Raw genomic sequence first — 24,344 nt, 5'->3', positions numbered from 1 at the left:
TGCCCCCGTCGCTCACCGCGTTGGGGGGAAGGTTCACATGGCTCAATTCTCAATGGAAATTATGCGCCTAACCGGCTCAGTTCTGCGTGGAAACCAACAGTTAGTGTTTAATGATCCGCGATCTCGCTCCGGTGATGCGCGACTTTTGGTTTTTCCAATCGATGAAGTGGAACTGACCATGCCAGGCACCAGTCAATTTGAACTTTCACGCCGGAATTTACTTATCTCCTCGGCCGCGACCGTCGCTGCCACCACTGTCACCAGGGCGGCGGCAGCCCAGTCCGCAGGAGAAACCATGAATCACACATCAAGCGTATCATTGAAGGTCAACGGACAAGTCCGCGACCTCGACGTTGATAATCGGACGACGCTTCTCGACGCTCTCCGTGAGCATCTTCACCTGACCGGCACCAAGAAGGGCTGCGATCACGGTCAGTGTGGGGCGTGCACGGTGATGGTCGGTGGACGCCGCATCAACTCGTGTCTTTCGCTGGCCGTGATGCACGACGGCGACGAAGTGACGACGATCGAGGGACTTGGACAGCCCGGTAATCTGCACCCTATGCAGGCCGCGTTCGTCAAGTATGACGGCTTCCAGTGTGGCTACTGTACGCCAGGACAAATCTGTTCCTCCGTGGCGGTGCTTGAGGAGATCGAGGCTAACATCCCGAGCCACGTCACCGGCGACCTAAACGTGCGGACATCGATCAGCGAGGCGGAAATTCGCGAGCGGATGAGTGGCAACATCTGTCGCTGCGGTGCCTATTCCAACATCGTTGAGGCCATCGTCGAAGTAGCGGGGACAAAAGCATGAAAGCCTTCACCTACGAAAAGGCCTTATCCATAGAGGCTGCAGTCAAGGCGGCCGCCTCGAACTCCGAGGCAAAGTTTATTGCCGGTGGCACCAATCTTCTCGACTTGATGAAACTCGAGATCGAGACGCCGACACATCTGATCGACGTGAATGGTCTCGGGCTCGACACGATAGAAAAGACGTCTGAGGGTGGGCTGCGCATTGGAGCGCTGGTTCGCAACACCGACCTCGCCGCCGACGTAACCGTCCGGCGCGATTATGGGCTCTTGTCGCGCGCCTTGCTCGCCGGCGCTTCGGGCCAGCTTCGCAACAAGGCGACGACCGCGGGTAACCTCTTGCAGCGCACGCGCTGTCCATACTTCTATGACACCGCACAGCCCTGCAACAAGCGGTCACCGGGAAGTGGCTGCTCTGCCATTGGCGGCTTCAGTCGCCAGCACGCCGTGGTGGGGGTGAGCGACACCTGTATCGCCACGCATCCGAGCGACATGGCGATCGCCATGCGTGCACTCGATGCGGTCGTCGAGACCGTAAAGCCGGATGGTAGCCACCGAACAATCCAGATCGCCGACTTCTATCGCTTGCCCGGCGATACGCCCGAGATCGAAACGGTCCTGGAGAGGAGCGAGTTCATTACCGCAGTGGTGCTACCGCCGGCGATCGGAGGAAAACAAATCTACCGCAAGGTCCGCGACCGTGCTTCCTACGCGTTTGCCCTGGTCTCTGTCGGTGCAGTCATTCAGCCGGACGGCACGGGGCGGGTGGCAGTTGGGGGCGTCGCTCACAAGCCTTGGCGCCTCGAAGCTGCGGACGAGGAACTCTCCAAGGGAGCAAAGGTCTCAGCGAAGGCTCTCCTTGCCGACGCTCATCCTACCGAGCAGAACAAGTTCAAGATCGATCTCGTTGAGCGCACACTCAGCGCCGTGATCGCCGAAGCGAGAGGATGATCGCCATGAAGTTCGATACACCAGCAACTACCAATCCGATCGACCAGCTGAAGATGGTCGGCCAGCCTGTCCACCGCATCGACGGCGAGCTCAAGACGACTGGGCGGGCGATTTACGCCTATGAGTGGCATGATCCGAACATGCCTTACGCCTACGGTTATCCCGTGGGATCGACCATCGCCAGGGGCCGCATCATCTCGATAAAAGTCGATGCTGCCAAACGCGCGCCGGGCGTGCTTGCCGTGGTAACGACGCTTGACGTCGGCAAACGCGAAAAGGGCAAGTTCAATACCGCGAAACTCTTCGGTGGCGATGAGATCCAGCACTACCACCAGGCAATCGCCGTAATCGTCGCCGAGACGTTTGAACAGGCCCGAGCAGCCGCCGCCCTGGTGAAGGTCGACTACACGGAAGAGCAGGGTACGTATGATCTCGCCGATGCGAGGGATTCGGCGGTCAAGCCGAAAGACGCCGGCGGTGCTCCACCAGATAGCGCCGTTGGAGATTTCGAAGGTGCATTCAAGTCCGCCGAAGTGACGTTGGACGAGACCTACACGACCCCGGATCAGTCGCATTCGATGATGGAGCCGCATGCATCCATAGCTGCCTGGGACGGTGATGAGCTGACGGTTTGGACGTCCAGCCAGATGATCGACTGGTGGCGGTCCGATCTCGCAACAACGCTTGGTGTCGACAAGGAAAAAATCCACCTCATGTCGCCGTTCATCGGCGGCGGCTTTGGTGGCAAGCTGTTCCTGCGCGCCGACGCGGTTCTGGCCGCGTTCGGTGCAAAAGCAGCAAAGCGGCCCGTAAAGGTCGCGCTACCGAGGCCGTTCCTCGTCAACAACACGACGCATCGTCCAGCGACGATCCAGCGCATCCGCATTGGTGCGGCTCGCGATGGAAAAATAACAGCAATCGCCCATGAAAGCTGGTCCGGCGACCAGCCCGATGGCCAGCTGGAAACGGCTGCCATGCAGACGCGGCTTCTTTATGCGGGCGAGAACCGCATGACGGCAATGCGGCTGGCAACGCTGCACCTTCCCGAAGGCAACGCCATGCGCGCGCCCGGCGAGGCGCCGGGACTGATGGCGCTCGAGATTGCCATCGACGAAATGGCCGAAAAGCTCGGCATCGATCCGGTGCAGTTCCGTATACTCAACGACACGCAGGTGGATCCGGAGAAGCCTGAGCGCCCGTTTTCGCATCGCGATTTCGTCGGTTGTCTCAAGCTTGGAGCGGAACGTTTCGGCTGGCATGGACGAGCTCGTCCTGGTGCTCGTCGCGAAGGCAACTGGATGATCGGTTTCGGTGTTGCGGCCGCATTCCGCAACAACCTCCTGGTCCCATCGGGCGCACGCGTGCGTCTGGACAGGGAAGGGGTCGTCACCGTCGAGACCGACATGACCGATATCGGAACCGGCAGTTACACGATCCTCGCCCAAACAGCTGCGGAAATGATGGGGTTACCGATCGACAAGGTTGCGGTCCAGCTTGGCGATTCTCGCTTTCCCGTATCCGCAGGCTCCGGCGGGCAGTTCGGTGCGAACTGTTCGACCTCGGGTGTCTATGCGGCCTGTGTCAAGCTTCGGGACGCTATTGTGCAGAAACTCGGGTTCAATGAACAGGACGTCGTCTTCGAGGGCGGTCGGGTCCGCTCCGGTTCGCGCTCGGTTCCTCTTGCCGAAGCGGCGGGCGCCGAAGGACTGGTGGTCGAGGACAAGGTCGAGTGGGAGAAACTTTCGGACAGCCATCAGCAGTCGACCTTCGGAGCACATTTCGTGGAGATGGGTGTCGATGCGGCTACGGGCGAGAGTCGAATCCGTCGCATGCTTGCGGTATGTGCCGCCGGCCGCATCCTTAATCCGATCACGGCGCGCAGCCAGGTGATTGGTGCGATGACGATGGGTGCTGGTCTGGCGTTGTCGGAGGAACTTGCGGTTGATACCCGTCGGGGGTTCTTCGTCAACCATGACTTGGCTGGCTACGAGGTGCCGGTGCATGCCGACATCCCGCACCAGGACGTCGTGTTTATGGATGAGACCGATCCGATTTCCTCGCCGATGAAGGCGAAGGGCATTGGCGAACTCGGACTATGCGGCGTCTCGGCAGCGATCGCGAACGCGATCCACAATGCGACGGGTATCCGCCTCCGGAACTATCCGACGACTCTGGACAAGCTGATCGGCGGCCTGCCTGACCTTGCGTAACCATGCTCTGAGTCAGGCTGGCTTTGACAGGAATAAGGTTGTTGGTTTCCACGCAGAACGGAGCCGGCTATGGTTCGGGACAAGTGGTTGCCGCCAGACGGTCGCGCCGCTTTCGAGAGGTTGAACGACGAAGCCGCGATGCGCGGTACCGTCATCAACGCGGGTAGCCTAGTCGCAGCGAACGACAACCGCTTCGGATTCGCTCCCGGTGGATAAACGTCGCTCTAAAACCGAATTTGTATGAAAGGGTTAGAAACCCAACGGCACCTTGGGGTGCCGTTTCCATTTGGGACGCTCTTAGTCGACGGACGTTTGAAACTCGTGAGATAGACAGTCAGCCTCATCTCCTTCCCAATCCCGCGCGCGTCGCGGCCTGCGTCAATAAGACCATGGCCACACACCTTGCAATGAAGGCGTTGGAGGAGCATTTCGAGTGAGTGCTATCCTTGCGGATAGACAATTCTGATCAACAGAATGAAAGCACTCGAAATGTCTGATGGTTCTTGGGTAGATTGGTTCCCATATGTCTTCTTCCCATTCAAGATCATAGTGCTGGGTATCGGCATGTACTATGCCATTAAGTGGCATCACGATCAGGCGAAGAAAGACGAAGCGTCCAAGGGACACTAAACGCCAGTGGGTGCCCACTTGCTTCTTGCTGGGTTCGCGCAGGTTATCGGTAGCCAATTTTTGCCAGCTCCGCCAGTGACAAGGTGGGGCTGAATACGTTTCAGTAGAACTCCGGCTCTGTAGCCTCAGATGATGCTCCGTAGCGGATTCAATGGTCTTAATCCTCATCTTTCGGATCGATGGAGACATCCTCCACCTCGAAGTCCTCGTCCAACTGCACGCGGATCCAACTGTCAGGAAACTGCATCGGGGCCACAAAGGATAGGAGAGTGGCGTCAGCAAAAACGACCACTGAACGAATGGCCAAATTGTCACGCAGATCCGTGGCCTCGATCACATTCTCGCCACCGATAGCGCCCTCGATCTCTTCAGCGATGCCATCGATGATCCGCCGCCAGACTTGAGGGCTCACCTCAAGAACCCGTTTGGTGGCGGCGACGAGCGCTCCGAAATCTATTCCCGACCTGTCTTCCAGTTCAGGGTCCACGTTGACATTGACATGAACGCCAGTTGCCAGAAAGCGCGCCGTACCGAAGACAAAACCGTCGCCAATCTGCAGACCGATCATAACTTTGCTGGCAGCGATTTCATCTCGGAGTTGTTCGATCGATCCCATCGCTACCTCAACCTTGTTGATTCCGCGGGTACTCGGCGGCAAGCTCCTATATAGGAGCTTTTGGACGTCGTCGATTCGACGCCAAAGTCTGGCACTGGCGTGCTGATGATGAGTAGACCTTGCAATCCTTCTATCGATCAGAGTGCACCGGCCTTATCTTTGACCTGCTATCAATCTAACTAGGTGCACGATTACCGACGCCATCTCTGCGTCGGCTGGGGTGTGACAGCCGACTCTCCATCCGTTGCCTCATTCTTTGAAATCGGCCATACAAAGATCGACAGCGCCGGGAGATTTGTGATTTGGCCAGTTCGGCTCCTGTATAAAGCGACCACAGGCAATAATTCCGATAGAGTGGCGATCAAACCGTGCCATCGTCCGAGAGAAAAATGAGATCGTTACTGCTTGCTTCGGTGATGGTGATAGTTGAGGTAATCGCTTCAGGCCGCGGAGCTGTCCAGGCGCAGCCTGCGGTGCAAGACCCGTCCCCGCCAGCCTGCGTCAAGGATAGCAACGTCGACAGTTGCTGGAGCGCCGGCGTCGCGGCCGAAAAACGGAACGATGCTGCCGCTGCCCTGGCGAACTATGAACGCTCCTGCGCGGCCGGTTTTCAGATGGGTGGCTGTTACGAAGCCGGCAAAATCTATTTCCTCGATCCCGCCCATCGGAACTACGGCATCGCGAAGGATCGGATGACTCTGGTCTGCGACTCCGATGATGCCGGTATTGGCCCCTATGCCTGCAAATATCTGGGCATCATCTATCGCAATGGTCTGACAGCGAAGCCGCAGGTCGATCTGGCGTTCCGGCCCCTGTCGCGCTCCTGCTTCCTGCATAATACCGAACCGTTCATCGACGGAAACGGCTGCGAGATCCTGGCCGAAAGCCTCCCTGCCGCTGACGACATGGGGCTTTCGGACGCGGCATGGCAACGCGACTATATCGCCTATCTGGCCTATGCGATGGGCTGCACCGACGACACGCCAGCGCTGTGCACCAAAGCGCGCGATAAGTACCGTCGAGCGGTCGCGGCATCGGCGAGCTGGCCCGCCCGCTGCGTGGAGGAGCTGGAGCAGAGCCCGTTCCCCGGGAACTGCGACGCCGTGGCAGACGCGGGCATGAGCGCCCGGTTTGAGCAGCGGCAGGAGCTGCGTCGCACGCTCGTGGGCATGTTCCGCAATGCCACAGAGAATCCTCCGTCCGACGAATGACGCTGACGCGGCACCGGATGCAAACCCGAATTCGTGGCCAAAGGTGAACTCAGGCCACTATGCGATCCGAAAACCGCCGATCCAGACGTAGAACCTTAAAATCCTCATGCAGACCCCGATTATAAGGACATGTTGTCGAGGAGCACTTTGTTAAGGTGCCGACCGGCTTTCAATTGTTTGTGTCAAACGCGATGACGCGGCTTAACGGCCTCTTTCGCCCCTTTGAGACTGTGGCTTTTAGCTCCCGATTTCATTTAGCTATGGGGCTCGGTGATGTGGATCTGACGGGTATTTTTTCGAAGAATTTTGGGGATTGGCCTCATCATGCCTTTGGAGCAGCCCTGCGATCTGCAGAGCGATGGCATTCCGCCGATCCACCCGAAGATCTACACGTCGCATGACGGCTTGCGGTTTTCGTCGCGTCTGCACTCCCTCTGAAACCCTGTTCGGGAACGGTAGCTATCAGGTCCTTAGCTCACCGCAAATTAGCAAGCGGGCAGGCACCGGGTGTTGTCGTTTCCGGAGCGGAACATTGCAGGTGTACGACCGTGAAGAGCCGGTTTGTGCGGCACCGTACGAAAGCGATTTCGGCCTCGCTTAACTATATTGGTTCCAGCCGTCTTAAGTTTTATTCACGTAGTGTGGATGAAACACAGGCGGATAAAAAAGTATGCGAACCCTTCTGCAGTCGAAATGGTTTTGGAGATTTAGCCTGCCCGTCATGGTATCGATCGCTATATGTGGGCTGCTTCTCTTGTCACTCTACTGGGCAGCGATCGCAAGCGACGCTATCGCGGTTGCAAGACAGCGCGATGTGGTCGCCCTGACGGTATCAAAACTGAAGTCATCAATAGCTCATGATCAGGAAAGTGCCACTGTCTGGGATGACGCGGTTACGAATTCGCTTGCCCGAAATCGCGACTGGATGGCCACCAATCTTGGCGTATGGATGAATACCTATTTCGGACACGATGCAGCAATCGTGCTGACAGCGGATTTCAATCCGGTCTACCAATTTCTTCTCGAGCCCGATGACACTACCGTCAGCGATGGTTTGCGGATCGCCTATCTTCCATTGGCAACGAGGCTGAAGGAGCGCCTTGTTGCAGGCGATCAGGACGGAACGAGTAGCAAAGTCCTCTCCATAGGCGAAGCGGACATCGTCTACGTTGGTTCGCGCCCGGCGATCCTCAGCATTAAACCAATCGTTTCCGACACAGGAGATATCGAGCAACAACCGGGACAGCAAAATCTGCATGTTGCGGTTCGTTTTCTCGACGGAGATCTCGCAGCAACAGTGGGTCAGGAATACCAGTTCGACAATCTCCGCTTTGCCCTTCATCAGCCGACGGACCCGCGTTTTTCGTATCTCGCGTTGCGTTCGAAATCCGGACAGGTCATTGGCTACTTCGAATGGCAACCATTCAGACCCGGCCAGAAAGTTCTTGAGGCCACCATTCCCGCGATCGCATTTGCTTTCTTTGCTATATTCGGTGCCGCAAGCGTTGGTGGAAACGCACTCTGGAGGCGGTCAAACCGGTTAAAGGCGAACCAGGAGCAGTTGCAATACCAGGCGGCACACGACGCTCTCACCGGCCTTGCCAATCGGACGGAATTCAACGCGAGAGTTGCGACGGTCGCGCAAAACGCGAGGGAAGGCGAGGTGCATGCCGTCCTGTTCATCGATCTCGACAGGTTCAAGGCGGTGAACGATTCGCTTGGCCATCCCGCCGGTGATAAATTGATATCACTCGTCGGAGCGCGGCTCACGCGTCTTTTGCCCGACAGCCTTGTTGCGCGGATCGGCGGGGACGAATTTACCGTTCTTGTCGCACTGAACGAATTGCTGCAGGCGGAGCATGTTGCCAAAGCCATCGTGGACGACCTGCGAGCGCCTTTCGAAATCGAGGGGGCGCAAGTCGCAATTGGCGCGAGCGTCGGAGTGGCCCTCAAGCACGGCGCCTTTGATGCAAATGAGGCGATACGTCAGGCTGACATTGCACTTTATCACGCCAAAGCCGCTGGCAGGAATACTTACGCGATATTCGGCGACCACATGGACGAGTTGGTTCGCAAGAGGAGGGCTCTGGAGGCCGACCTGCGAAAAGCGGTCAACGGCCGCGCGGAGATAGAAATATTCTATCAGCCTGTCTTCTCCGCAGGGGATGGGATGCTCAGTTCCCTCGAGGCCCTGGCCCGCTGGAACCATCCCGAACTCGGATACATAAGTCCCGAAGAATTTATTCCGCTCGCCGAAGAGTGTGGCCTGATCCACGAAATCGGTGTCATTGTGCTGGAAGACGCCTGTTCCATGCTGGCGCAGTTTCCCGAAATCGACATCGCGCTCAATGCATCCTTGATGGAGCTGTGTTCGCCCGCCTATCCTCTGAACATAATTGCTGCGCTCGAAAAATGGCAGGTATCGGCTAACCGTCTGGAAATCGAGATAACGGAAAGCGCTGCCACCGGTGAGGACGGTCGATCGGAACGGAATATTGCGGCCCTGCGCGCAGCCGGCGTCAGATTTGCGATCGACGATTTCGGAACGGGATACTCGTCATTCTCGCGGGTTCAGAAGATCGATGTGGATCGCATCAAGATTGACAGATCATTCATCGAGGAAATCCACAGAAGCGACAACAGGGCTCTCGTCGTTGCGATGATCAATGTCGCGCGGGCCAAGGGGTTGCAGATTACGGCCGAGGGTGTTGAGACAACGGAGCAGCGTGATGCTTTAAAGGGTCTGGGTTGCCATCATCTTCAGGGCTTCCTGCTCTCACGGCCTCTGTCGCCGGATGCAACTCGCGCGCTGCTCTCGGCCCCTGATCCCGCGTGGACACTTCGAGGTCACGCGGATTTCCGGCCTGACCGACAGCAGTATACGGGAAGCCCTTGATCAACTGGCGCAATTAGTGGCATCGCCAGGGGTGGTCACGTCCTGCAAATCCTCGCCCCTCACTCCGAGCCGGGGCGGAGAGGAGGGGAGCCAGACGAGTCTGCTCCCCCGCTTGGGTCCGCCGCACTGATATGACAAAAGACGTTCTGCTTCTGGCGAAATGGCTTCGTTCGCCTCAAGATCTGTTAGCCAGCGTTGCGGGGTCTGATGTCCATCAAGAGAACCATGGCTGTTGGTTTCCGCGCGGAACTGAACCGGCTCAGTTCCGCGTAAAACCAACACATCATGTCTTCAGTCGTCGTTCCGAGGTCGGATAATGTCCGCGCGGGCAGACGCGTAACTGGCGAAGATCCTTTTGCCGCAGCCCAAGGTGCAGGCCAAACCGCCGCAGCAGGAATGATCTGACGGCTTCGGCCGCCGGCGGGGGATATCTGTTCCTGAGCCTGGCGACCGGTCTGGGGTTGTGGTCGAGCGGAGGTAGATAGGGGGCGTCTTCTTCTTAGAAATAGCAAATCCCTCCAAGCGACATCGGATCAGAGGTATCGGCCGTGGCCACATATCCACATAAGTGTAATGCGGGTTTTCCTGGTTCAGGAGCACGTCAGATGAGCGGATTGACGATCGACATAACGGATCAACAACATTAGAGCCTAAAGGTGCTGCTGGCCGCTTTGCAGGGCAAGACAATCAAGCAGTATGCACTTGAGCGCCTCTTTCCCGAGCCACAATTTTCCGTGAAACGGTGCTCTGAAGTTTGGAGCCACTATTGCCCAAACCCAACCGCCGCCGCGTCGCTTCACCGGGCGGCGCTTCAATGCGTTCGGCGGGAACGGCCATAGCGGTGAGCAATGTGGGCGTTCAGTGCAAGTGCAATATGGTTGATGAGTGAGCTGTCCGCCTGGTCCATTTCGATGAGAGGGAGGAGGGCGGCGCCGATGTCCCGCACCGTCGGGTCGGCCATGCCTCTACAGGTCGCCAAATCGTCAACGGGAGGTCCTCTCGTGTAATCTGCAAGTTCTGACAGGTGCTCTCTGGGAAGATGGATCACAAGTGCTTCGAGTGTGCCTCGAACGGCAATGGCTGCCCTTCCTGCATGCACTGGATGAGCTTTCGCAGGAACGTCGCCGCGATGGCGCCTATGGCTGGGGCGTGACGGAGGACTCCGCCGATCCGCAGAAGATCGTCGAATGGTTCATGGTGGAATCCTGGGCCGAGCATCTGCGCCAGCACAAGCGGGTTTCCCACGCGGATGCGGATTTGCAGGGCAAGGTGCTGGCTTATCATTCCGGGCTGGAAAAGCCGGTGGTGCGGCACTTCCTCACAATCAACCGGCCGGGAAAGGCGTAATCAATCCGCAACGGGCGACCTCATGGTCGTCCATTGTTTCATTTGTGGCAATTATATCGAAATTATTGATGCAATTGTTGGGTCGGGTCTTTCAAGCGAATATCACGTCATCCGATGGACATCAGGTCGCCGACGATACCGAGGCTGATGTCGAGCTCATCACCTGCTGCAAAAATCGAGAGAGATCCCCATGAAATTCCCCTCCCTTCCGATGCTCCTGAGTTTCAACGGCGGCTATGTCGACACGCTCGGCTTCCTGGCCCTGTCGGGCCTCTTCACCGCCCATGTGACGGGAAATTTCGTCACGCTGGGCGCCACGGCGGCGCTCGGTCTTGGCGGCGCGCTGTCCAAGCTGCTGGCGCTTCCGGTGTTCTGCCTCGTCGTCTTCCTCTCGCGCCTCATCTGCCTGAAGCTTCAGGGCGCTGGTCGCTCGCCGATCCGGCCGATGCTTCTGGTGAAGCTCGCCCTGTTTACAGGCGTGGCGATCTACGCGCTTTATCACGGGCCGTTTCATGCCGAGGAAAGCACGGTCACCCTCTTCGTCGGCATGGCGCTGGTTTCGGCGATGGCAATTCAGAACGGTCTCCACAAGTCCCACCTGGCCAAGGCACCGCCCTCGACCCTGATGACCGGAACCACGACCCAGATCATGCTTGATCTCGCGGATCTTCTGGCAGACCCGAAGGCTGAGGAAGTCGTCGCCGCCAAGGCGCGGATCAAAAAGATGGCCGGCGCGGTCGTTACCTTTGCGCTGGGCTGTGGTGTTGGCGCTGCGGGTTACATTTTCGCGCCCGCCGCCGCCTTCAGCCTGCCCGTCATCATCGCCGTCGCCGCTCTCTTCGCCAGCACGGCCGGCGCCGAAGCTAACTAGGTCAACCAGAGGGAACAGTGCAATGGATATCGGAAGCGAAACCGGTGGCCTGGCCAGTCTGATCGCCCCCATCCTGAAGCCGCTCGCATCGGGCCTCGAATTCTTCGGCGTCGGTGTCATCCTCATCGGCGTGGCCGTCGCCACCGTGGGCTATGTCAGGGATCTTGCGACCGATGACAGGCGAGAGGCTTATGATCGCTATCGCGCCAATCTCGGACGCGGGATCCTGCTCGGCCTCGAAATCCTGATCGGGGCCGATATCATCGCCACGATCATCGCGCCGCTCACCTGGGAAAGCGTCGGTCTTCTCGGATTGATCGTCCTGATCCGCACCTTCCTCAGCTTCTCGCTCGAAGCCGAGATCGACGGCCAGTGGCCGTGGTCGCGCAACGCACGGCGCGGCGCCAAGGGCGGCTGACGTCTTTCACACAGCCCCATCGCATATCCATCTCACACTTAACGAAATGCACAGATCAGACAGGTCACCCGATGACGGTAACTCTCGAATTCGGCCTCGACACGTTCGGGGATGTCACCACCGGAGGGGATGGGCAGCTTCTTGCCCAGCCGCAGGTCATTCGCAACGTGGTCGAGGAGGCCGTTCTGGCCGACCGGTATAGCATCGACTTCTTCGGGATCGGCGAACACCATCGCAAGGATTTCGCCGTATCGGCTCCGGAGGTCGTGCTCTCAGCCATCGCCGCCAGAACCGGGCGCATAAGATTGGGATCAGCGGTCACGGTGCTGAGCTCCGATGATCCGATCCGCGTGTTCCAGCGTTTCTCGACGCTCGACGCGCTGTCGAACGGGCGCGCCGAGGTCATTCTCGGGCGCGGTTCGTTCATCGAATCCTTCCCGCTCTTCGGCTACGATCTGTCGAAATACGAAGAGCTGTTCGAGGATAAGCTCGACCTCTTCTCCGAGCTCGCGACCAAGGATGTGATCAATTACGACGGTGATTGGCGCCCGCCGCTGGAGGATCAGATCGTCTATCCTCCGGTCGCAGGCGGGTAGCTGAAGACCTGGATCGGCGTCGGCGGCAGCCCGGAATCCGTGCTTCGGGCCGTCAGGCACGACATGCGACTGATGCTGGCCATCATCGGCGGCGATCCGCGCCGCTTCGCGCCTTATGTCGAGCTTTATCGGAAGGCGTCGGAGCAGGCGGGCCGCCCCGCCCGCGAGATCGGCGTGCACTCGCCCGGCTATGTTGCCGAGAGCGACCAGCAGGCCCGCCGTGACCTCTTTCCGCATTTCAAGAAGGTTCGTGACCGCCTTGGCCAGGAGCGTGGTTGGCCGCCTGTCACGGAAAAGGATTTCCAAAACGAGATCGAACATGGATCGCTTTACGCCGGCTCCCCGGAGACGGTTGCGAGGAAGATTGCGCAGCTTGTGGGAACGCTCGGGATTTCGCGCTTCCAGATGAAATATTCAGCTGGCCCGATGGAGCACGAGAAGCTGATGAACAGTATCGAACTCTACGGTACAAAGGTCATTCCGATGGTCCGTTCGCTGCTCTCTCGGCCTGAAGTCCAGGCATCGCCCGGGAACGAACACGTCTGAGGAATTTTCGCGGAAGATCCAGACCGAAAGCTGCAGATCGTCGATTCAGAGGATAAGGCCAGGATACAGTTGTCGGCGATTGAGGGAACGCCATCGGTCGAGCTTCTGAAGCCCGACGGCGCTGGTGCCGCCTTGCTCAAGCTCCGACGATGACGGCCGGCCATCGTTTTCTCTCAGCAACGTGGCACCCAGCGGCCCGACGGCCATTCTCGAGATCGATGAAAAGGGCGCTCATATCAAGTTCATCGAGAGGACGGGGCTTCGACCTGTCTCTTCCTGAACGGCAGATCGCCAACAGAATTTGAAACCCAACTCGCCCAGCAGGCGGCTTAGTTCGAAGCGCATCGCTGGACCAGCCCGGGGGGCTTACTCCATAACCGGCTCATCAGTTCTGCGTGGTAACCAACACCACCGCAAGCACATCGAGGAGATTGCCGAGACTGATATCTGTCGAAAGTGTCTTGTCGATCGCGTTCATTTGGGGTATCCCTACATACAATAGTTCAAGGATTATTGAAATATGGATGAGCGTCAAGCCCTTTCGTCATTCGCAGCACTGTCCCAGGAGACGCGCCTTGCCATCGTCCGGGCGCTGGTCGTCGCTGGGCCTGAAGGACTGGCCGCAGGGGTGATCGCCGAGCGCATGGGCGTTTCCGCAACGAATGTCTCATTCCATCTGAAAGAACTGGAGCGGTCGGGTTTGATCTCTCAGCGAAGGGAGTCTCGCTCGATCATCTACAGCGCCAGCTACGAGAGCCTTGCCGATCTGGTGAAGTTCCTGATGGAGGATTGCTGCGCCGGGCACCCTGCGATCCGGGAGAGTGTCGAGAAGGGCGACGGATGCTGCAATCCGGCTGGTGAGGTAGCAGGTGCATAGTCGACAGGTTCTCGCGGGCATCGTCTCCGCCCTCGGTATCACGCAGATCATCGGCTACGGCACTCTCTATTACAGCTTCAGCATCCTCGCTCCCGGCATGGCGGCCGATCTTGGCCTGTCGCTTTCCCAGGTATTTGGGGTCTTCTCCGTCTCGCTGTTCATAGGCGGCCTGTCAGCCACCTGTCTCGGCAAGCAGATGGATCGGGTCGGCGCGGCCACCATCATGACGATCGGCTCGGTTCTTGCCGCCCTGACGCTCACCTTATGCGCCTGGTCGCCCTCGGTCGCGGTGTTCGCCATCGCCATCATTCTACTCGAGGTCTCATCGGGGATGGTGCAGTATCAGGCGGCATTCGCGGCATTGGTCGAGAGCGATCCCCGCACCGCATCCCGGAGCATCACCTATTTGACGCTGATCGGCGGATTCGCATCGACAATCTTCTGGCCGATCTCGGCCGCGCTTTCCGGATGGATGTCGTGGCGTGAGATCTATCTGGTCTTTGCAGCGCTGAACCTGTTCCTCTGCATGCCCCTGCATGTCTGGGTCATGCGCGTCGGCAAGACGGGATCGAATGCGGAAGCAGCCGCCCGGCCTCGCGAAACCATAATCGGAGCAATCCCCCACGATGCCCGCCGCCGAAGCATGATCATGGTGTCGTTCGCCTTCGCGCTTCTCGGGTTTACGCTTGCCGCGATCCTCGCGCATATGGTGCCGATGCTCGGTTCCATCGGGCTGGATGCCGCGGCCGTAGTTATCGGATCTCTGTTCGGTCCGGCACAGGTCGCGAGCCGCCTGATCAACATGGTCTTCGGAAAGAACCTGTCGCCGCCGGTACTCGCGGTGGTGTCCGCAGTGCTGATCGTGTTCGGCATCCTGATCCTGCTGGCAACGGGAGACTGGCTGCCGGGGGCTGTCGCCTTCGCCATCTGCCTCGGGCTCGGTTCCGGCATCAACAGCATCGCGCAGGGAAGCCTGCCGCTCTATCTGTTCGGATCGGATGGATATGGCGCGATCACGGGCAAGATGGCGGCGGCTCGACTGGCGCTCGGAGCCGGTGCACCCTTCGCGTTCGCGGCCGCCATGGAGAACCTGGGCCTGAGCCTGTCACTAATTGGAAACGCATGTCTCGGTGCTGTCAGCATCGCGGCATTCGTTGCGGTGGCTGCATCCTGTAGGCGGCCAGCCATCGCAACGGTCTAGGCAGTCAGGTCGACTTCAGCGAGACCCGCTTCTCCAGCGCGGCCGCCTCTTCCTTCCGCTCGCTATAGCGGTCGGTCAGGTAGGACGATGCATCACGGGTGAGAATGGTGAACTTCACCAGCTCCTCGCAGACGTCGACGACCCGGTCGTAGTAGGACGAGGGCTTCATCCGGCCATCGGTGTCGAATTCCTGAAACGCCTTCGCCACGCTGCTCTGATTGGGGATGGTGATCATCCGCATCCAGCGGCCGAGGATGCGCAACTGGTTCACAGCGTTGAAGGACTGGCTCCCGCCCGAAACCTCCATCACCGCCAGCGTCTTGCCCTGGGTGGGGCGGACGGAGCCGAGCGACAACGGGATCCAGTCGATCTGCGACTTCATGATGCCGGTCATCGCGCCGTGGCGCTCCGGGCTGATCCAGACCTGGCCTTCCGACCATTGAGAGAGGTCGCGGAGTTGCTGAACCTTGGGATGGCTGACGGGTGCCTCGTCCGGGAGCGGCAATCCGGCCGGATCGAATATCCGCACCTCGCATCCGAGGCGTTCGAGCAGCCGACGGACTTCAAAGGCAAGGAGGCGGCTATAAGACACTTCCCGGAGCGATCCATAAAGGATCAGGATTCTCGGCTTGTGCGTCGAGAATTCTGGCCGCAGCGGTTCTGGCGCGATCGGCTGAAGGTGGTCGTCGTGCAGTGCGGGAAATGTCTCAGACAATGCGCTTTCCTTCCTGGTCGAGGACCTGTTCGCCGTCTTCCTTGGTGAACGGTCCTTTGAAGGCATCGGCCGGCAGGATGTCCAGCACCACCTCAGAGGGACGCGACAACCGCGTGCCCAATGGGGTGATAACGAACGGTCGGTTGATCAGGATCGGGGTCTGAACCATCACATCCAGCAACTGGTCATCGGTTAGATCAGGGGCGTCGAGGCCGAGTTCGGCGAAGGGCGTACCCTTCTCGCGGATCGCTTGACGCACTGTCAGGCCGGCGTCCGCAATCATCCCAACGAGTTGCTCCCGGCTCGGAGGACTCCTCAGGTATTCGATGACGGTAGGCTCTATCCCGGCATGCTGGATGAGCTCGAGCGTGTTCCGCGACGTGCCGCAGGCCGGGTTGTGATAGATGGTGACGTCCATAGTCAGATCCTTTCAGTGATGGTGTTGCGGGCGACAGCGGGCGATGCTTCGTACCAGCCCTTCGAGCGGTTCACGATCCAGACGACGGACAGCATCACCGGAACCTCGATCAGAACTCCGACGACAGTGGCCAGTGCCGCGCCAGACTGAAATCCGAACAGGCTGATGGCGGCGGCAACCGCAAGTTCGAAGAAATTGCTGGCACCGATGAGCGCTGACGGCCCGGCAATGCAATGACGCTCACCTGCCATGCGGTTCAGAAGGTAGGCCAGTCCGGAGTTCAGGTAGACCTGAATCAGGATCGGTATGGCCAGCAAGGCGATGATCGTCGGCCGCGCAATGATCTGCTCACCCTGAAATGCAAACAGCAGGACGAGGGTTGCGAGGAGCGCGACGAGCGACATCGGCTGAAGCTTCGCGAGCAGGCTATCGAGCGCACGCGTCGTACCATCGGAGGTCAGGCGGCTACGCAGCGCTTGGGCGATGATCACAGGCACGACAATATAAAGCGCAACCGACAGGACAAGCGTCGCCCACGGCACGGTGATGGCCGAGAGACCGAGTAGCAGGCCGACGATCGGCGCGAAGGCAACGACCATGATCGCGTCGTTCAAGGCGACCTGTGAGAGAGTAAATAGCGGTTCGCCTCGTGTCAGATTGCTCCAGACAAAGACCATCGCAGTGCAAGGTGCCGCGGCGAGGATGATGAGACCTGCGATATAGGAGTCGATCTGGTCTGCCGGCAGATATGGCCGAAAGAGCCAGCCGACGAACAGCCATCCCAGCAACGCCATGGAAAAGGGTTTGATCGCCCAGTTGATGATCAGCGTGACGCCGATCCCACGCCAGTAGGAGCCGACTTGCGCCAGCGACCGGAAATCGATCTTCAGGAGCATCGGGATGATCATCAGCCAGATCAGGATCGCGACGGGGATGTTGACCTTGGCAATCTCGGCGGCTCCAACCACCTGGAACGCGCCTGGTAGCAGATGCCCCAAGGCAATACCGATGATGATGCAGAGGAAGACCCAAACGGTCAGGTATCGTTCAAATGTCGACATGTTACTCGGCCTTCGCGGATTTGACCGATGCGCCTTCCAGCAAACCGATCTGGCGAACGTGCTGTTCGAGAGCCAGGCGGTCGATCGAGGCTATGGGCAGGTTGATGAAGGCGATGATCCGGTTCTTCAGGAACCGTGCAGCTTGAGCGAAAGCCCGCTGGATCTCGACTTCAGTCCCGACGACGGCTGCCGGATCCTCGACGCCCCAGTGGGCAGTCATCGGATGGCCGATCCAGACCGGGCACGCTTCGCCCGCAGCGCTGTCGCAGACGGTGAAAATGAAATCCATCTCTGGGCTACCCGCCTCGGCGAAGACGTCCCAGCTCTTCGACGAGAAACCCGTAGACGGATAACCGAGCACATCCAGTTCCTTCAGCGCGTGTGGGTTGACTTCGCCCTTCGGCTGGCTGCCGGCGGAATAGGCTTTGAACCGGCCGCCGCCCTCCTTGTTGAGGATGGACTCGGCAAGAATAGAGCGAGCGGAATTGCCCGTGCAGAGGAACAGCACGTTATAGGTCTTGTCAGTCATGGTCGTGGTCCGTGGTTAGGTCGGAGGCCTTTTGAGCTTCATGATGGTCGCCGACGAGGGGCAGAGGGAGGAAAGTTGGCGGGTCGCAAGTACGGCGGCCGGCACTTCGGCTCGCTGCACCTCGAAAAAACCGATGGTCGAGAAGAAGGGGGCAGCGCTCGTGGTTGCGAGGAAGACATTGCCGCGAACTCCTTGCAGCGTTTCCTCGACGATCGCTCGTCCCAGACCATGACCCCGATACGCCGGAAGTACGACAACGGATCGCAGCAGGTAATCGCCGCTGCACCGTTCGAGGCCGGCATAGCCGACAATCCCGTCGCCACCCGCAACGGCTTCGAAGAAGGCACGGTCTCCATCTTCGATATCATCGGTCGGAAGATCCGCGGCGCGGAGCGCTTCGCGGAGACGGACGTTGCTACCGGCCACTTCGTGCAATGCTATCGCGCTCAACATGGCTTCGCCTCCGGCGCGCAGCATGGCGTCAGTTCTGCGATCAGTGGAGCGCAAAGCTCCGACGAACCGCCACAACAGTCCTTCAGCAAGAATAGTGTCAGGTCGCGCAGGCCGTCGAGATCGGCCCGGTAGATGATTGATCGGCTCTGGCGCTCGCTCTTCACCAACCCGGCACGGGATAGCGTCGCAAGATGCGCTGACATGGTATTTTGGGGAGCGTCGAGTAGTCGCGCCAGCTCACCTGCCGCAATACCGTCGGGTTCGTGCCGGACGAGCAACCGAAATGTCTCGAGGCGGGTGTTCTGTGCCAAGGCCGCAAGGACCGTTATTGCGCTATTGTTTTCCATACATCCAGAATAATGGATATATTGGAGAAGTCAACTGCTTCCGGTCTGAGGCCAATCATGTGCAGCTGAAAGTCGGGGGATGCCCCCAAAGCAGGGCGATCGAGCCTGAGGTGACCATAAGTCCCCTTGGCTCTTCTTGCTTATACTCACCTCCGCATAAGCATGAATTCCATCCTTGGCTGGCTCATTGACCTTTGCCGACCGCCTGGGCGACATTGCCGTGGAGGTGGGCTGCGACCGGTTACCACTGAGACCGCCGGCCGAACACTGGAATGACGCGCTGAGAGCGCGGGAAGAAGAAAGAAGGAAAGGAAACCGAGGGCAGGAAGAGGAGGTCTGCCGCATGCCCGCCGGTCGCGTCAAGGGTAAAGCTTCGCCCGCTCGGCTGCGGCCGGCTGGCGGCGACGTCTTCTCGATGACGGTGCCCGGTGAGAAGCACACCGAACGCAAGGAAGCCGGTCGGATGCCGGCGAAGGAGATTTTGACCCTGTTCCAACTGCAGCAAGAGGGTGAGATCCATCTCGCGACAATCAGTGGCTTTGATCTCGTTTACAGGGCGAGCGGTTCGGCAAGGATGATGGTTATCGCTACGAGGCCGTGCTCCAGCGCACCGGTGCAGATTATGAGATCGATCGGGCCATCACGGTTACGCTGCTCGGTGCCGTCTCACGGCTGCAGCACGCTCTTGAAGGCTTCGGCGACGAACAGTACAATTATCGCCTCCGACTTGAAGACGCCGAGCGGCGATTGGTTTCCTGCCGTTCCCGAGACGGAGGCGCTTTCGCGTTCGAAGACGAGCTTGAGGAAAGCGGCTGAAGCTGGCCGCAATCGAGGCTCAACTGGCGGCAAATCCGGACGACGAGACCGTAGCGGCGTCTGCATGGCTGCGTTGCACAATAAATGTTTTCCTGCCGGTCAAAATTCAGGCATAGCGCCTTCAGCTGATGCACATGACGGTCACCTCTCAGTTCCGTCGCAGCAGCTGTTCCTCTCTGGAGGTTTTAGATCTCCACACTTCATGGGCCGCGGTTTCCGCAGGCCCATCTTTTTATTCTTTGTTCGCCTCATCCGACGATTCCGGGGAGTTTATGCCGAGGCGGCTTTTGCGCAGGCCCCGCCGTCGGGCAGCTTGAAGAGCGATTATATCAAGGTACCGTTCGCGCATGGCCTTCATGTCGATATCTCCGCGGGTCCATTCCTCCAGCAAGGCAACGAAGGCAGGATCCGTGTCGATCGGCATACCACGCGCTGCCGCGCGATCAATCGCACGCTGCGCGTTGGCTCTGCGGGTTTCGGAATCTGTGCTCATACTGCCTCGCCTGACATTTAGAAGGACAGGAAAATCTAACAGGGGGTAATCCAGATCGCGACTTGAAATTACTCTTCGTCAACAATATCTGTACATCACTTCCCGATGAGACGACGTCCTGCTCGCTGCAATCGCAGCGGCGTTTGATGTTGTCCCGGGATACAAAAGGAGGCGCTCCCCTCACGGGTCGAGCGCCTTTTTGTTTCGGAGGCGACCGCAAACGTGGTCCTGCACCTTGACCGAAGCCGCTTTGCAGACGAGACCTCAATCAAAACACTCTGTGGGAACACATGCCTTTTTTTCTCGTAACGCAGACATCGCTGGTCGAAGCTGAGGATGAGCGAGATGCCGCCCAAACGGGGGTCGACCGTCTCCGCTCCGGAGCACAGGTCGCCGTTTCGGTTAAATCCGATGAAACAACGATCACGCACATCGTCGTCCCTGCGGTGGTCGAAGAGCCCCTTCCAACCCCGCCCTCTGACAGCATCAATCTCTCGCCTGCTGCTGTTGCTGTCCCGGAAGCTGCCTTCGACTCACCGGAAAACAGAACTCTCATCTTGAAGCGTATGATGGCTGACGCGCTGGCCCTTCTGCGGCGTCGGACCTAGCCCCGTCCTCCAGGCACCGCTGCCACCAGCACTATCATATTCGATCGTCGGCTCGCATTGAGAAGAGAGGATTGAAAAAGCAGGAAGGATGAACCGGTCGCAGATCGGTCCTCCCGCCGACGCTCTCGCTCAACTGCCGCCTGCGCGATCCCAGCCGCTTGCCCTTCGCAGGGCTGTACTCCGCTGGTCCCGCACGGCAGGGATGCTCGGCCGCAGTTGCGACAGCCCGGCCGCTCGGCGGTCCCTTCGAGAAAAGATGAAGATAACAGGGGCCGTCAAGGCGCCGGTCAGGAACCTCTGGACAAGGACAAATCCCATGCAGATCATCAAGGTTGACGCGCGCGCTCAAGGAAAATCCCGACCGGATGCGTCAGTCGAGTCGTTGCTGCAGGCCGACGCGCTGATGTTGGCGACGATCAAGGCCGTCGGCATAGTCCAGCCGCCGGTAGTCGCACCGGAAAAGGATGGCGGAAACGGTTACGTCATCGACGCCGGCCATCGCCGCGTGCGCCTCGCAATCGCCGCCAGCCTGGAAGAAGTCGAAATCCTCGTCGTGGATGCCGCCCACGATAACGGCGCCATGCGTTCGTTGGTCGAGAACTCTGTTCGCGAGGCGAGCTCGCATGTGCGTCGGGGTAACGTAGCCACTAGCCATAAATGGCAGGACTGGCAAAGGCTTGGCGCTCTGGCTCGCACTCTTGTCGCATGTCGAGCGTTCACGTCCTTTCAAGTGCAAGACCGCGACAGTTTGTGCCGTTCGGACGGTCGCTAGCCCGGTCGGGAAACACGTCAAGTGCGAATAGTTCGTTCGAGCATTGTATGATCGCCTTCTGCCAGACAGACCCAAGGTGACAATCAGATTGTCGCCACGTGAGCAACGTTACCGAATGAGATCCGCAGCTCAACTCGACCGCAAGAACCACGATTGGCAGATTGAGCAAGAAGCCGAGCCGCTCTCCCGCCGACCGCTTCAGAGGCGCCCGACCTCGCAACCGTCGCCGCGCTGAAGCGCATCACTGGGCCTAGGGGGGCAGCAGGTGATCGTCAGTGAATGTGATTCTTAACGAATATAAAATATTATTATCCTATATTTCGTAACGCTGAAAATGAAACGGTAATCTTGATCGCCTTCAGCAGGTATTACGTCTTGGAGTAAATTCTCGTATATTCGGAAATCTTCTTCGTGCGTATGCCACCATCGGTACACCCGGCGAATGAATTGCTCGTGGTTCCTCCTGATAAACGTTAATTATTGCGAGAGCGGCACATGAAACACATTTCTATCGTCGGGAAATTTCTTATTATTATGGCATGCTTCGGCTTGTTCTCTCTCGGGGTCGCCCTTTATTCCGGAATCCAGATTGCCAGAGTTGACGAAGACTATGCTGGCCTGATGGAAGGCGAATCAACCGCCGCCTTGTATTTGGCTCGCTCCAACCGCAACCTCCAGGCAGCACGAGCGTCCATCGGGGAACTGTTGATGTCGCGCTCGGCAGGCCTGAACGAGCGGGCGGAAAAGGATATCAAGGATGCTGAAGCCGGTTTTGTGAAATACATGGACACCGTTGCTGGCGCTGTCCCGCAGCGCGCTGAGGTTGCTCTTCTCAAGGCCGAAGGCCTCAAGATCATGAAAGAGGTGTGTGGCCCGACCATTGTGGCAGCGCGAAACGCGACGACGGAGCAAGACATTGCCGCGTCACAGCAACTGTTCCTGAGCCAGTGTCAGCCGGCTTTCAGCGCGCTGACTCCAAAATTTACAGCTGAAACGAATGAAATCGTTGATGCTGCTGCGAAGACGGGTGAGGAGCTGTCCGCACACGCCAGCAGCACCGTTGCCACGACCATGACAGCTGTCATCCTTGGCTTGATCGTCGTTCTCGGCGTCGGCTTCCTTGCTGTCCGTTCCTGGCTGGTGCGCCCAATTCAGCGGATGTCCGCGATCATGAACGTGCTCGCCAATGGGGATCTCAGCGCTGACGTCGGCGGCACGGATCGCCGTGACGAAGTCGGAGGCATGGCGAGAGCGGTTCAGGTGTTCAAGGAAAACGGTTTGCGGGCAAGGGAACTTGAACAGGAAGCCGTTGCGACGCGCTCCGCCACCCAGGCAGAGCAACTGCGGATCGCGGAACGTGAGCGTGAGCGGGCCCAGCAGATGGCACAGGCGACGTCGGGCCTTGCGGAAGGCCTGAAGCACCTGTCGAGCGGGAACCTGACGTTCCGGTTGAACGAACCATTTGCCAGTGACTTCGAAGCATTGCGGTCCGACTTCAACGCAGCCGTTGGCCAGCTGGCGGACAGCCTGCGGTCGGTGGCGAACGCCACGGGATCAATCGACAGTGGCGCGCGTGAAATCAGCCAGAGTGCCGAAGACCTCTCCAAACGGACGGAGCAGCAGGCCGCGTCGCTTGAGGAAACGGCAGCCGCTCTCGACCAGATCACCACCAACGTTGCGAACTCATCCAGGCGCACAGAGGAAGCGCGTCATGTGGCAATCGAGGCCAACAAGTCGGCGCGCCGCTCGGGCGAAGTGGTTTCGAATGCCGTAATCGCCATGCAGCGCATCGAACAGTCGTCGAACCAGATCTCCAGCATTATCGGCGTCATCGATGAGATCGCCTTCCAAACCAACCTGCTGGCTCTGAATGCCGGTGTCGAGGCGGCGCGGGCCGGGGAAGCGGGTAAGGGTTTTGCGGTGGTCGCCCAGGAGGTGCGCGAACTCGCCCAGCGGTCGGCTCAGGCAGCCAAGGAGATAAAGGAGCTCATCCGAAACTCCGTGGATGAAGTCAGCACGGGTGTAATGCTGGTTCAGGAAACAGGCCAGGCGCTCAAGGTGATCGAGGAGCAGGTTGTTTCGATCAACACGCAGCTCGACGCCATATCAACGTCGGCAAAAGAGCAGTCGATCGGTCTCGCCGAGGTCAATACAGCCGTAAACCAGATGGACCAGGTAACACAGCAAAACGCAGCCATGGTCGAGGAATCGACGGCAGCCAGTGCTGCTCTTGCCAGCGAAGTGCAGCGCTTGCGCGAGATCATATCTGATTTCCGCGTCGGCTCCGAAGAAGGTGTGGAACCCGGTAGACCAACGGTGGTAAGAGCCGAACACAAGCCCGTCATTTCTCCCGCCCGCCGCATGCTTGCGAAAGTTGCCGGAGCTGTCGGCCGTGGTGGCGGTGCAGCGGCCGCCGCTGATCGCTGGGAAGAATTCTGACGTTCGGGAAGTACGCCGGAAAGTATCACCTGATCGTGACCGGGCTAACCACCCCGGTCACGATCCATATAGCGATCATGATTTTGGGCGGTTGGATGAGCGATGTGAACCGCCCCGAGTTTGCCGGAGACCTCAACTCGTGAGAAGCAGGGTCTATGACAAGCAAGGCGACGAACAAATTCTCTCCTGAAGTTCGTGCCCGCGCCGTGCGCAATGAGGTGCTGCCAGGTACGCCGCTCCGTCTCGGGTTTGGAGCGAAATACCGCAACCCTTGCCGAGGGCAAAGGTTCTTTCAGGGATATGAGTGCGCTTTATCCGGCGTTACGAATGGTGCGATGCACCACTACGTCTTTTGTCTGCCTCGAGAGGATGGCCCGCCCTCATCGTGGCGATTCTTCATGAACGAATGGATCTCATGAAGCGTTTGGTTGATCGTCTGATCGAATGATGTTTGGATGGAGGCGGGATTACCTGAGCGCAAGACCGACAAATCGTTGTTATCGTGTGGCCAAA

At 58.8% G+C, this 24,344-nt stretch carries 21 protein-coding genes and 4 pseudogenes; 15 read left to right on the top strand and 10 right to left on the bottom strand.

Going from position 1 to position 24,344, the window contains the following annotated elements:
• Nucleotides 1-166 precede the first annotated feature (166 nt).
• The 3 genes from paoA to paoC are packed head-to-tail and all read left to right on the top strand — an operon-like array spanning nt 167 to nt 3,971.
• Complete coding sequence (gene paoA, locus ACQZ5K_RS21975; RefSeq protein ID WP_374997419.1) at nt 167-814, top strand: aldehyde dehydrogenase iron-sulfur subunit PaoA; 648 nt, start codon at nt 167-169, stop codon at nt 812-814.
• On the top strand, nt 811-1,761 hold the full coding sequence (locus tag ACQZ5K_RS21970; RefSeq protein WP_448741400.1) for an FAD binding domain-containing protein: 951 nt from the start codon (nt 811-813) through the stop codon (nt 1,759-1,761). The genes paoA and ACQZ5K_RS21970 overlap by 4 nt, the downstream gene beginning before the upstream one ends.
• 5 nt (nt 1,762-1,766) lie before the next feature.
• The gene (paoC, locus tag ACQZ5K_RS21965; protein ID WP_448741399.1) at nt 1,767-3,971 is read left to right on the top strand and encodes an aldehyde oxidoreductase molybdenum-binding subunit PaoC; all 2,205 of its coding nucleotides are present in this window, start codon (nt 1,767-1,769) and stop codon (nt 3,969-3,971) included.
• Nucleotides 3,972-4,758: 787 nt separating this feature from the next.
• Here paoC and ACQZ5K_RS21960 read toward each other — a convergent pair.
• Entirely contained in the window at nt 4,759-5,217 is a 459-nt protein-coding gene (locus tag ACQZ5K_RS21960) for a hypothetical protein (protein WP_448741398.1), read from the bottom strand.
• A gap of 389 nt (nt 5,218-5,606) precedes the next feature.
• Between ACQZ5K_RS21960 and ACQZ5K_RS21955 the strand changes: the two genes are divergently transcribed.
• From ACQZ5K_RS21955 to arsK, 9 genes and pseudogenes are all read left to right on the top strand, one after another.
• Nucleotides 5,607-6,428, top strand: coding sequence for a hypothetical protein (locus ACQZ5K_RS21955; RefSeq protein WP_448741397.1), 822 nt, complete (start codon nt 5,607-5,609; stop codon nt 6,426-6,428).
• 670 nt (nt 6,429-7,098) lie between these two features.
• A complete protein-coding gene (locus tag ACQZ5K_RS21950) occupies nt 7,099-9,324 on the top strand; it encodes a putative bifunctional diguanylate cyclase/phosphodiesterase (RefSeq protein WP_448741396.1) in 2,226 nt (741 codons plus the stop codon).
• A 605-nt stretch (nt 9,325-9,929) separates the two neighbouring features.
• Nucleotides 9,930-10,163 (top strand): annotated as a pseudogene (locus ACQZ5K_RS21945) (hypothetical protein).
• 247 nt (nt 10,164-10,410) lie between these two features.
• A pseudogene (locus ACQZ5K_RS21940) lies at nt 10,411-10,671 on the top strand (MFS transporter); the annotation flags it as partial.
• Nucleotides 10,672-10,861: 190 nt separating this feature from the next.
• The gene (locus ACQZ5K_RS21935) at nt 10,862-11,542 is read left to right on the top strand and encodes a YoaK family protein (protein ID WP_374997392.1); all 681 of its coding nucleotides are present in this window, start codon (nt 10,862-10,864) and stop codon (nt 11,540-11,542) included.
• 22 nt (nt 11,543-11,564) lie between these two features.
• Nucleotides 11,565-11,960 (top strand): DUF1622 domain-containing protein, encoded by a 396-nt coding sequence (locus ACQZ5K_RS21930; RefSeq protein WP_374997391.1) that lies wholly within the window; start codon nt 11,565-11,567, stop codon nt 11,958-11,960.
• A 71-nt stretch (nt 11,961-12,031) separates the two neighbouring features.
• A pseudogene (locus tag ACQZ5K_RS21925) lies at nt 12,032-13,102 on the top strand (LLM class flavin-dependent oxidoreductase).
• A gap of 520 nt (nt 13,103-13,622) precedes the next feature.
• Complete coding sequence (locus ACQZ5K_RS21920) at nt 13,623-13,979, top strand: ArsR/SmtB family transcription factor (RefSeq protein ID WP_374997390.1); 357 nt, start codon at nt 13,623-13,625, stop codon at nt 13,977-13,979.
• Complete coding sequence (arsK, locus tag ACQZ5K_RS21915; protein ID WP_448741395.1) at nt 13,972-15,180, top strand: arsenite efflux MFS transporter ArsK; 1,209 nt, start codon at nt 13,972-13,974, stop codon at nt 15,178-15,180. The genes ACQZ5K_RS21920 and arsK overlap by 8 nt, the downstream gene beginning before the upstream one ends.
• Nucleotides 15,181-15,184: 4 nt before the next feature.
• Here arsK and arsH read toward each other — a convergent pair whose 3' ends face one another.
• The 9 genes from arsH to ACQZ5K_RS21870 form a co-directional block, all read right to left on the bottom strand.
• Entirely contained in the window at nt 15,185-15,961 is a 777-nt protein-coding gene (gene arsH / locus ACQZ5K_RS21910; protein ID WP_448741394.1) for an arsenical resistance protein ArsH, read from the bottom strand.
• Nucleotides 15,888-16,313 carry an arsenate reductase (glutaredoxin) gene (gene arsC, locus ACQZ5K_RS21905; RefSeq protein ID WP_374997387.1) on the bottom strand — a complete coding sequence of 142 codons (426 nt, stop codon included), beginning with the start codon at nt 16,311-16,313 and terminating at the stop codon, nt 15,888-15,890. Before arsC ends, arsH begins: the two co-directional genes overlap by 74 nt.
• A 2-nt stretch (nt 16,314-16,315) precedes the next feature.
• A complete protein-coding gene (gene arsB, locus ACQZ5K_RS21900; RefSeq protein ID WP_448741393.1) occupies nt 16,316-17,374 on the bottom strand; it encodes an ACR3 family arsenite efflux transporter in 1,059 nt (352 codons plus the stop codon).
• Between the two features lies 1 nt (nt 17,375).
• Nucleotides 17,376-17,903, bottom strand: a complete 528-nt coding sequence (locus ACQZ5K_RS21895) for an arsenate reductase ArsC (RefSeq protein ID WP_374997385.1) — start codon at nt 17,901-17,903, stop codon at nt 17,376-17,378.
• Between the two features lie 15 nt (nt 17,904-17,918).
• The gene (gene arsN2, locus ACQZ5K_RS21890) at nt 17,919-18,356 is read right to left on the bottom strand and encodes an arsenic resistance N-acetyltransferase ArsN2 (RefSeq protein ID WP_448741392.1); all 438 of its coding nucleotides are present in this window, start codon (nt 18,354-18,356) and stop codon (nt 17,919-17,921) included.
• Nucleotides 18,350-18,703, bottom strand: a complete 354-nt coding sequence (locus tag ACQZ5K_RS21885) for an ArsR/SmtB family transcription factor (RefSeq protein WP_374997383.1) — start codon at nt 18,701-18,703, stop codon at nt 18,350-18,352. Before ACQZ5K_RS21885 ends, arsN2 begins: the two co-directional genes overlap by 7 nt.
• A 241-nt stretch (nt 18,704-18,944) precedes the next feature.
• On the bottom strand, nt 18,945-19,223 hold the full coding sequence (locus ACQZ5K_RS21880) for a hypothetical protein (protein WP_374997382.1): 279 nt from the start codon (nt 19,221-19,223) through the stop codon (nt 18,945-18,947).
• 146 nt (nt 19,224-19,369) lie between these two features.
• Nucleotides 19,370-19,531: a hypothetical protein gene (locus ACQZ5K_RS21875; RefSeq protein ID WP_448741391.1), complete on the bottom strand. Its 162-nt coding sequence runs from the start codon at nt 19,529-19,531 to the stop codon at nt 19,370-19,372.
• Between the two features lie 220 nt (nt 19,532-19,751).
• Nucleotides 19,752-20,012, bottom strand: coding sequence for a hypothetical protein (locus ACQZ5K_RS21870; RefSeq protein ID WP_374997380.1), 261 nt, complete (start codon nt 20,010-20,012; stop codon nt 19,752-19,754).
• 924 nt (nt 20,013-20,936) lie between these two features.
• On the opposite strand from ACQZ5K_RS21870, the gene ACQZ5K_RS21865 reads away from it, so the two are divergent.
• From ACQZ5K_RS21865 to ACQZ5K_RS21855, 3 genes and pseudogenes are all read left to right on the top strand, one after another.
• Nucleotides 20,937-21,392 carry a ParB N-terminal domain-containing protein gene (locus ACQZ5K_RS21865; RefSeq protein ID WP_374997379.1) on the top strand — a complete coding sequence of 152 codons (456 nt, stop codon included), beginning with the start codon at nt 20,937-20,939 and terminating at the stop codon, nt 21,390-21,392.
• A gap of 495 nt (nt 21,393-21,887) precedes the next feature.
• Nucleotides 21,888-23,831, top strand: a complete 1,944-nt coding sequence (locus ACQZ5K_RS21860; RefSeq protein WP_374997378.1) for a methyl-accepting chemotaxis protein — start codon at nt 21,888-21,890, stop codon at nt 23,829-23,831.
• A 225-nt stretch (nt 23,832-24,056) separates the two neighbouring features.
• A pseudogene (locus ACQZ5K_RS21855) lies at nt 24,057-24,279 on the top strand (type II toxin-antitoxin system RelE/ParE family toxin); the annotation flags it as partial.
• Nucleotides 24,280-24,344 lie beyond the last annotated feature (65 nt).

This window comes from Agrobacterium sp. 22-226-1 (genome assembly GCF_053522345.1).
The sequence above is the reverse complement of the archived record's forward strand: the minus strand, read 5'-3'. Positions and strand labels throughout refer to the sequence as shown.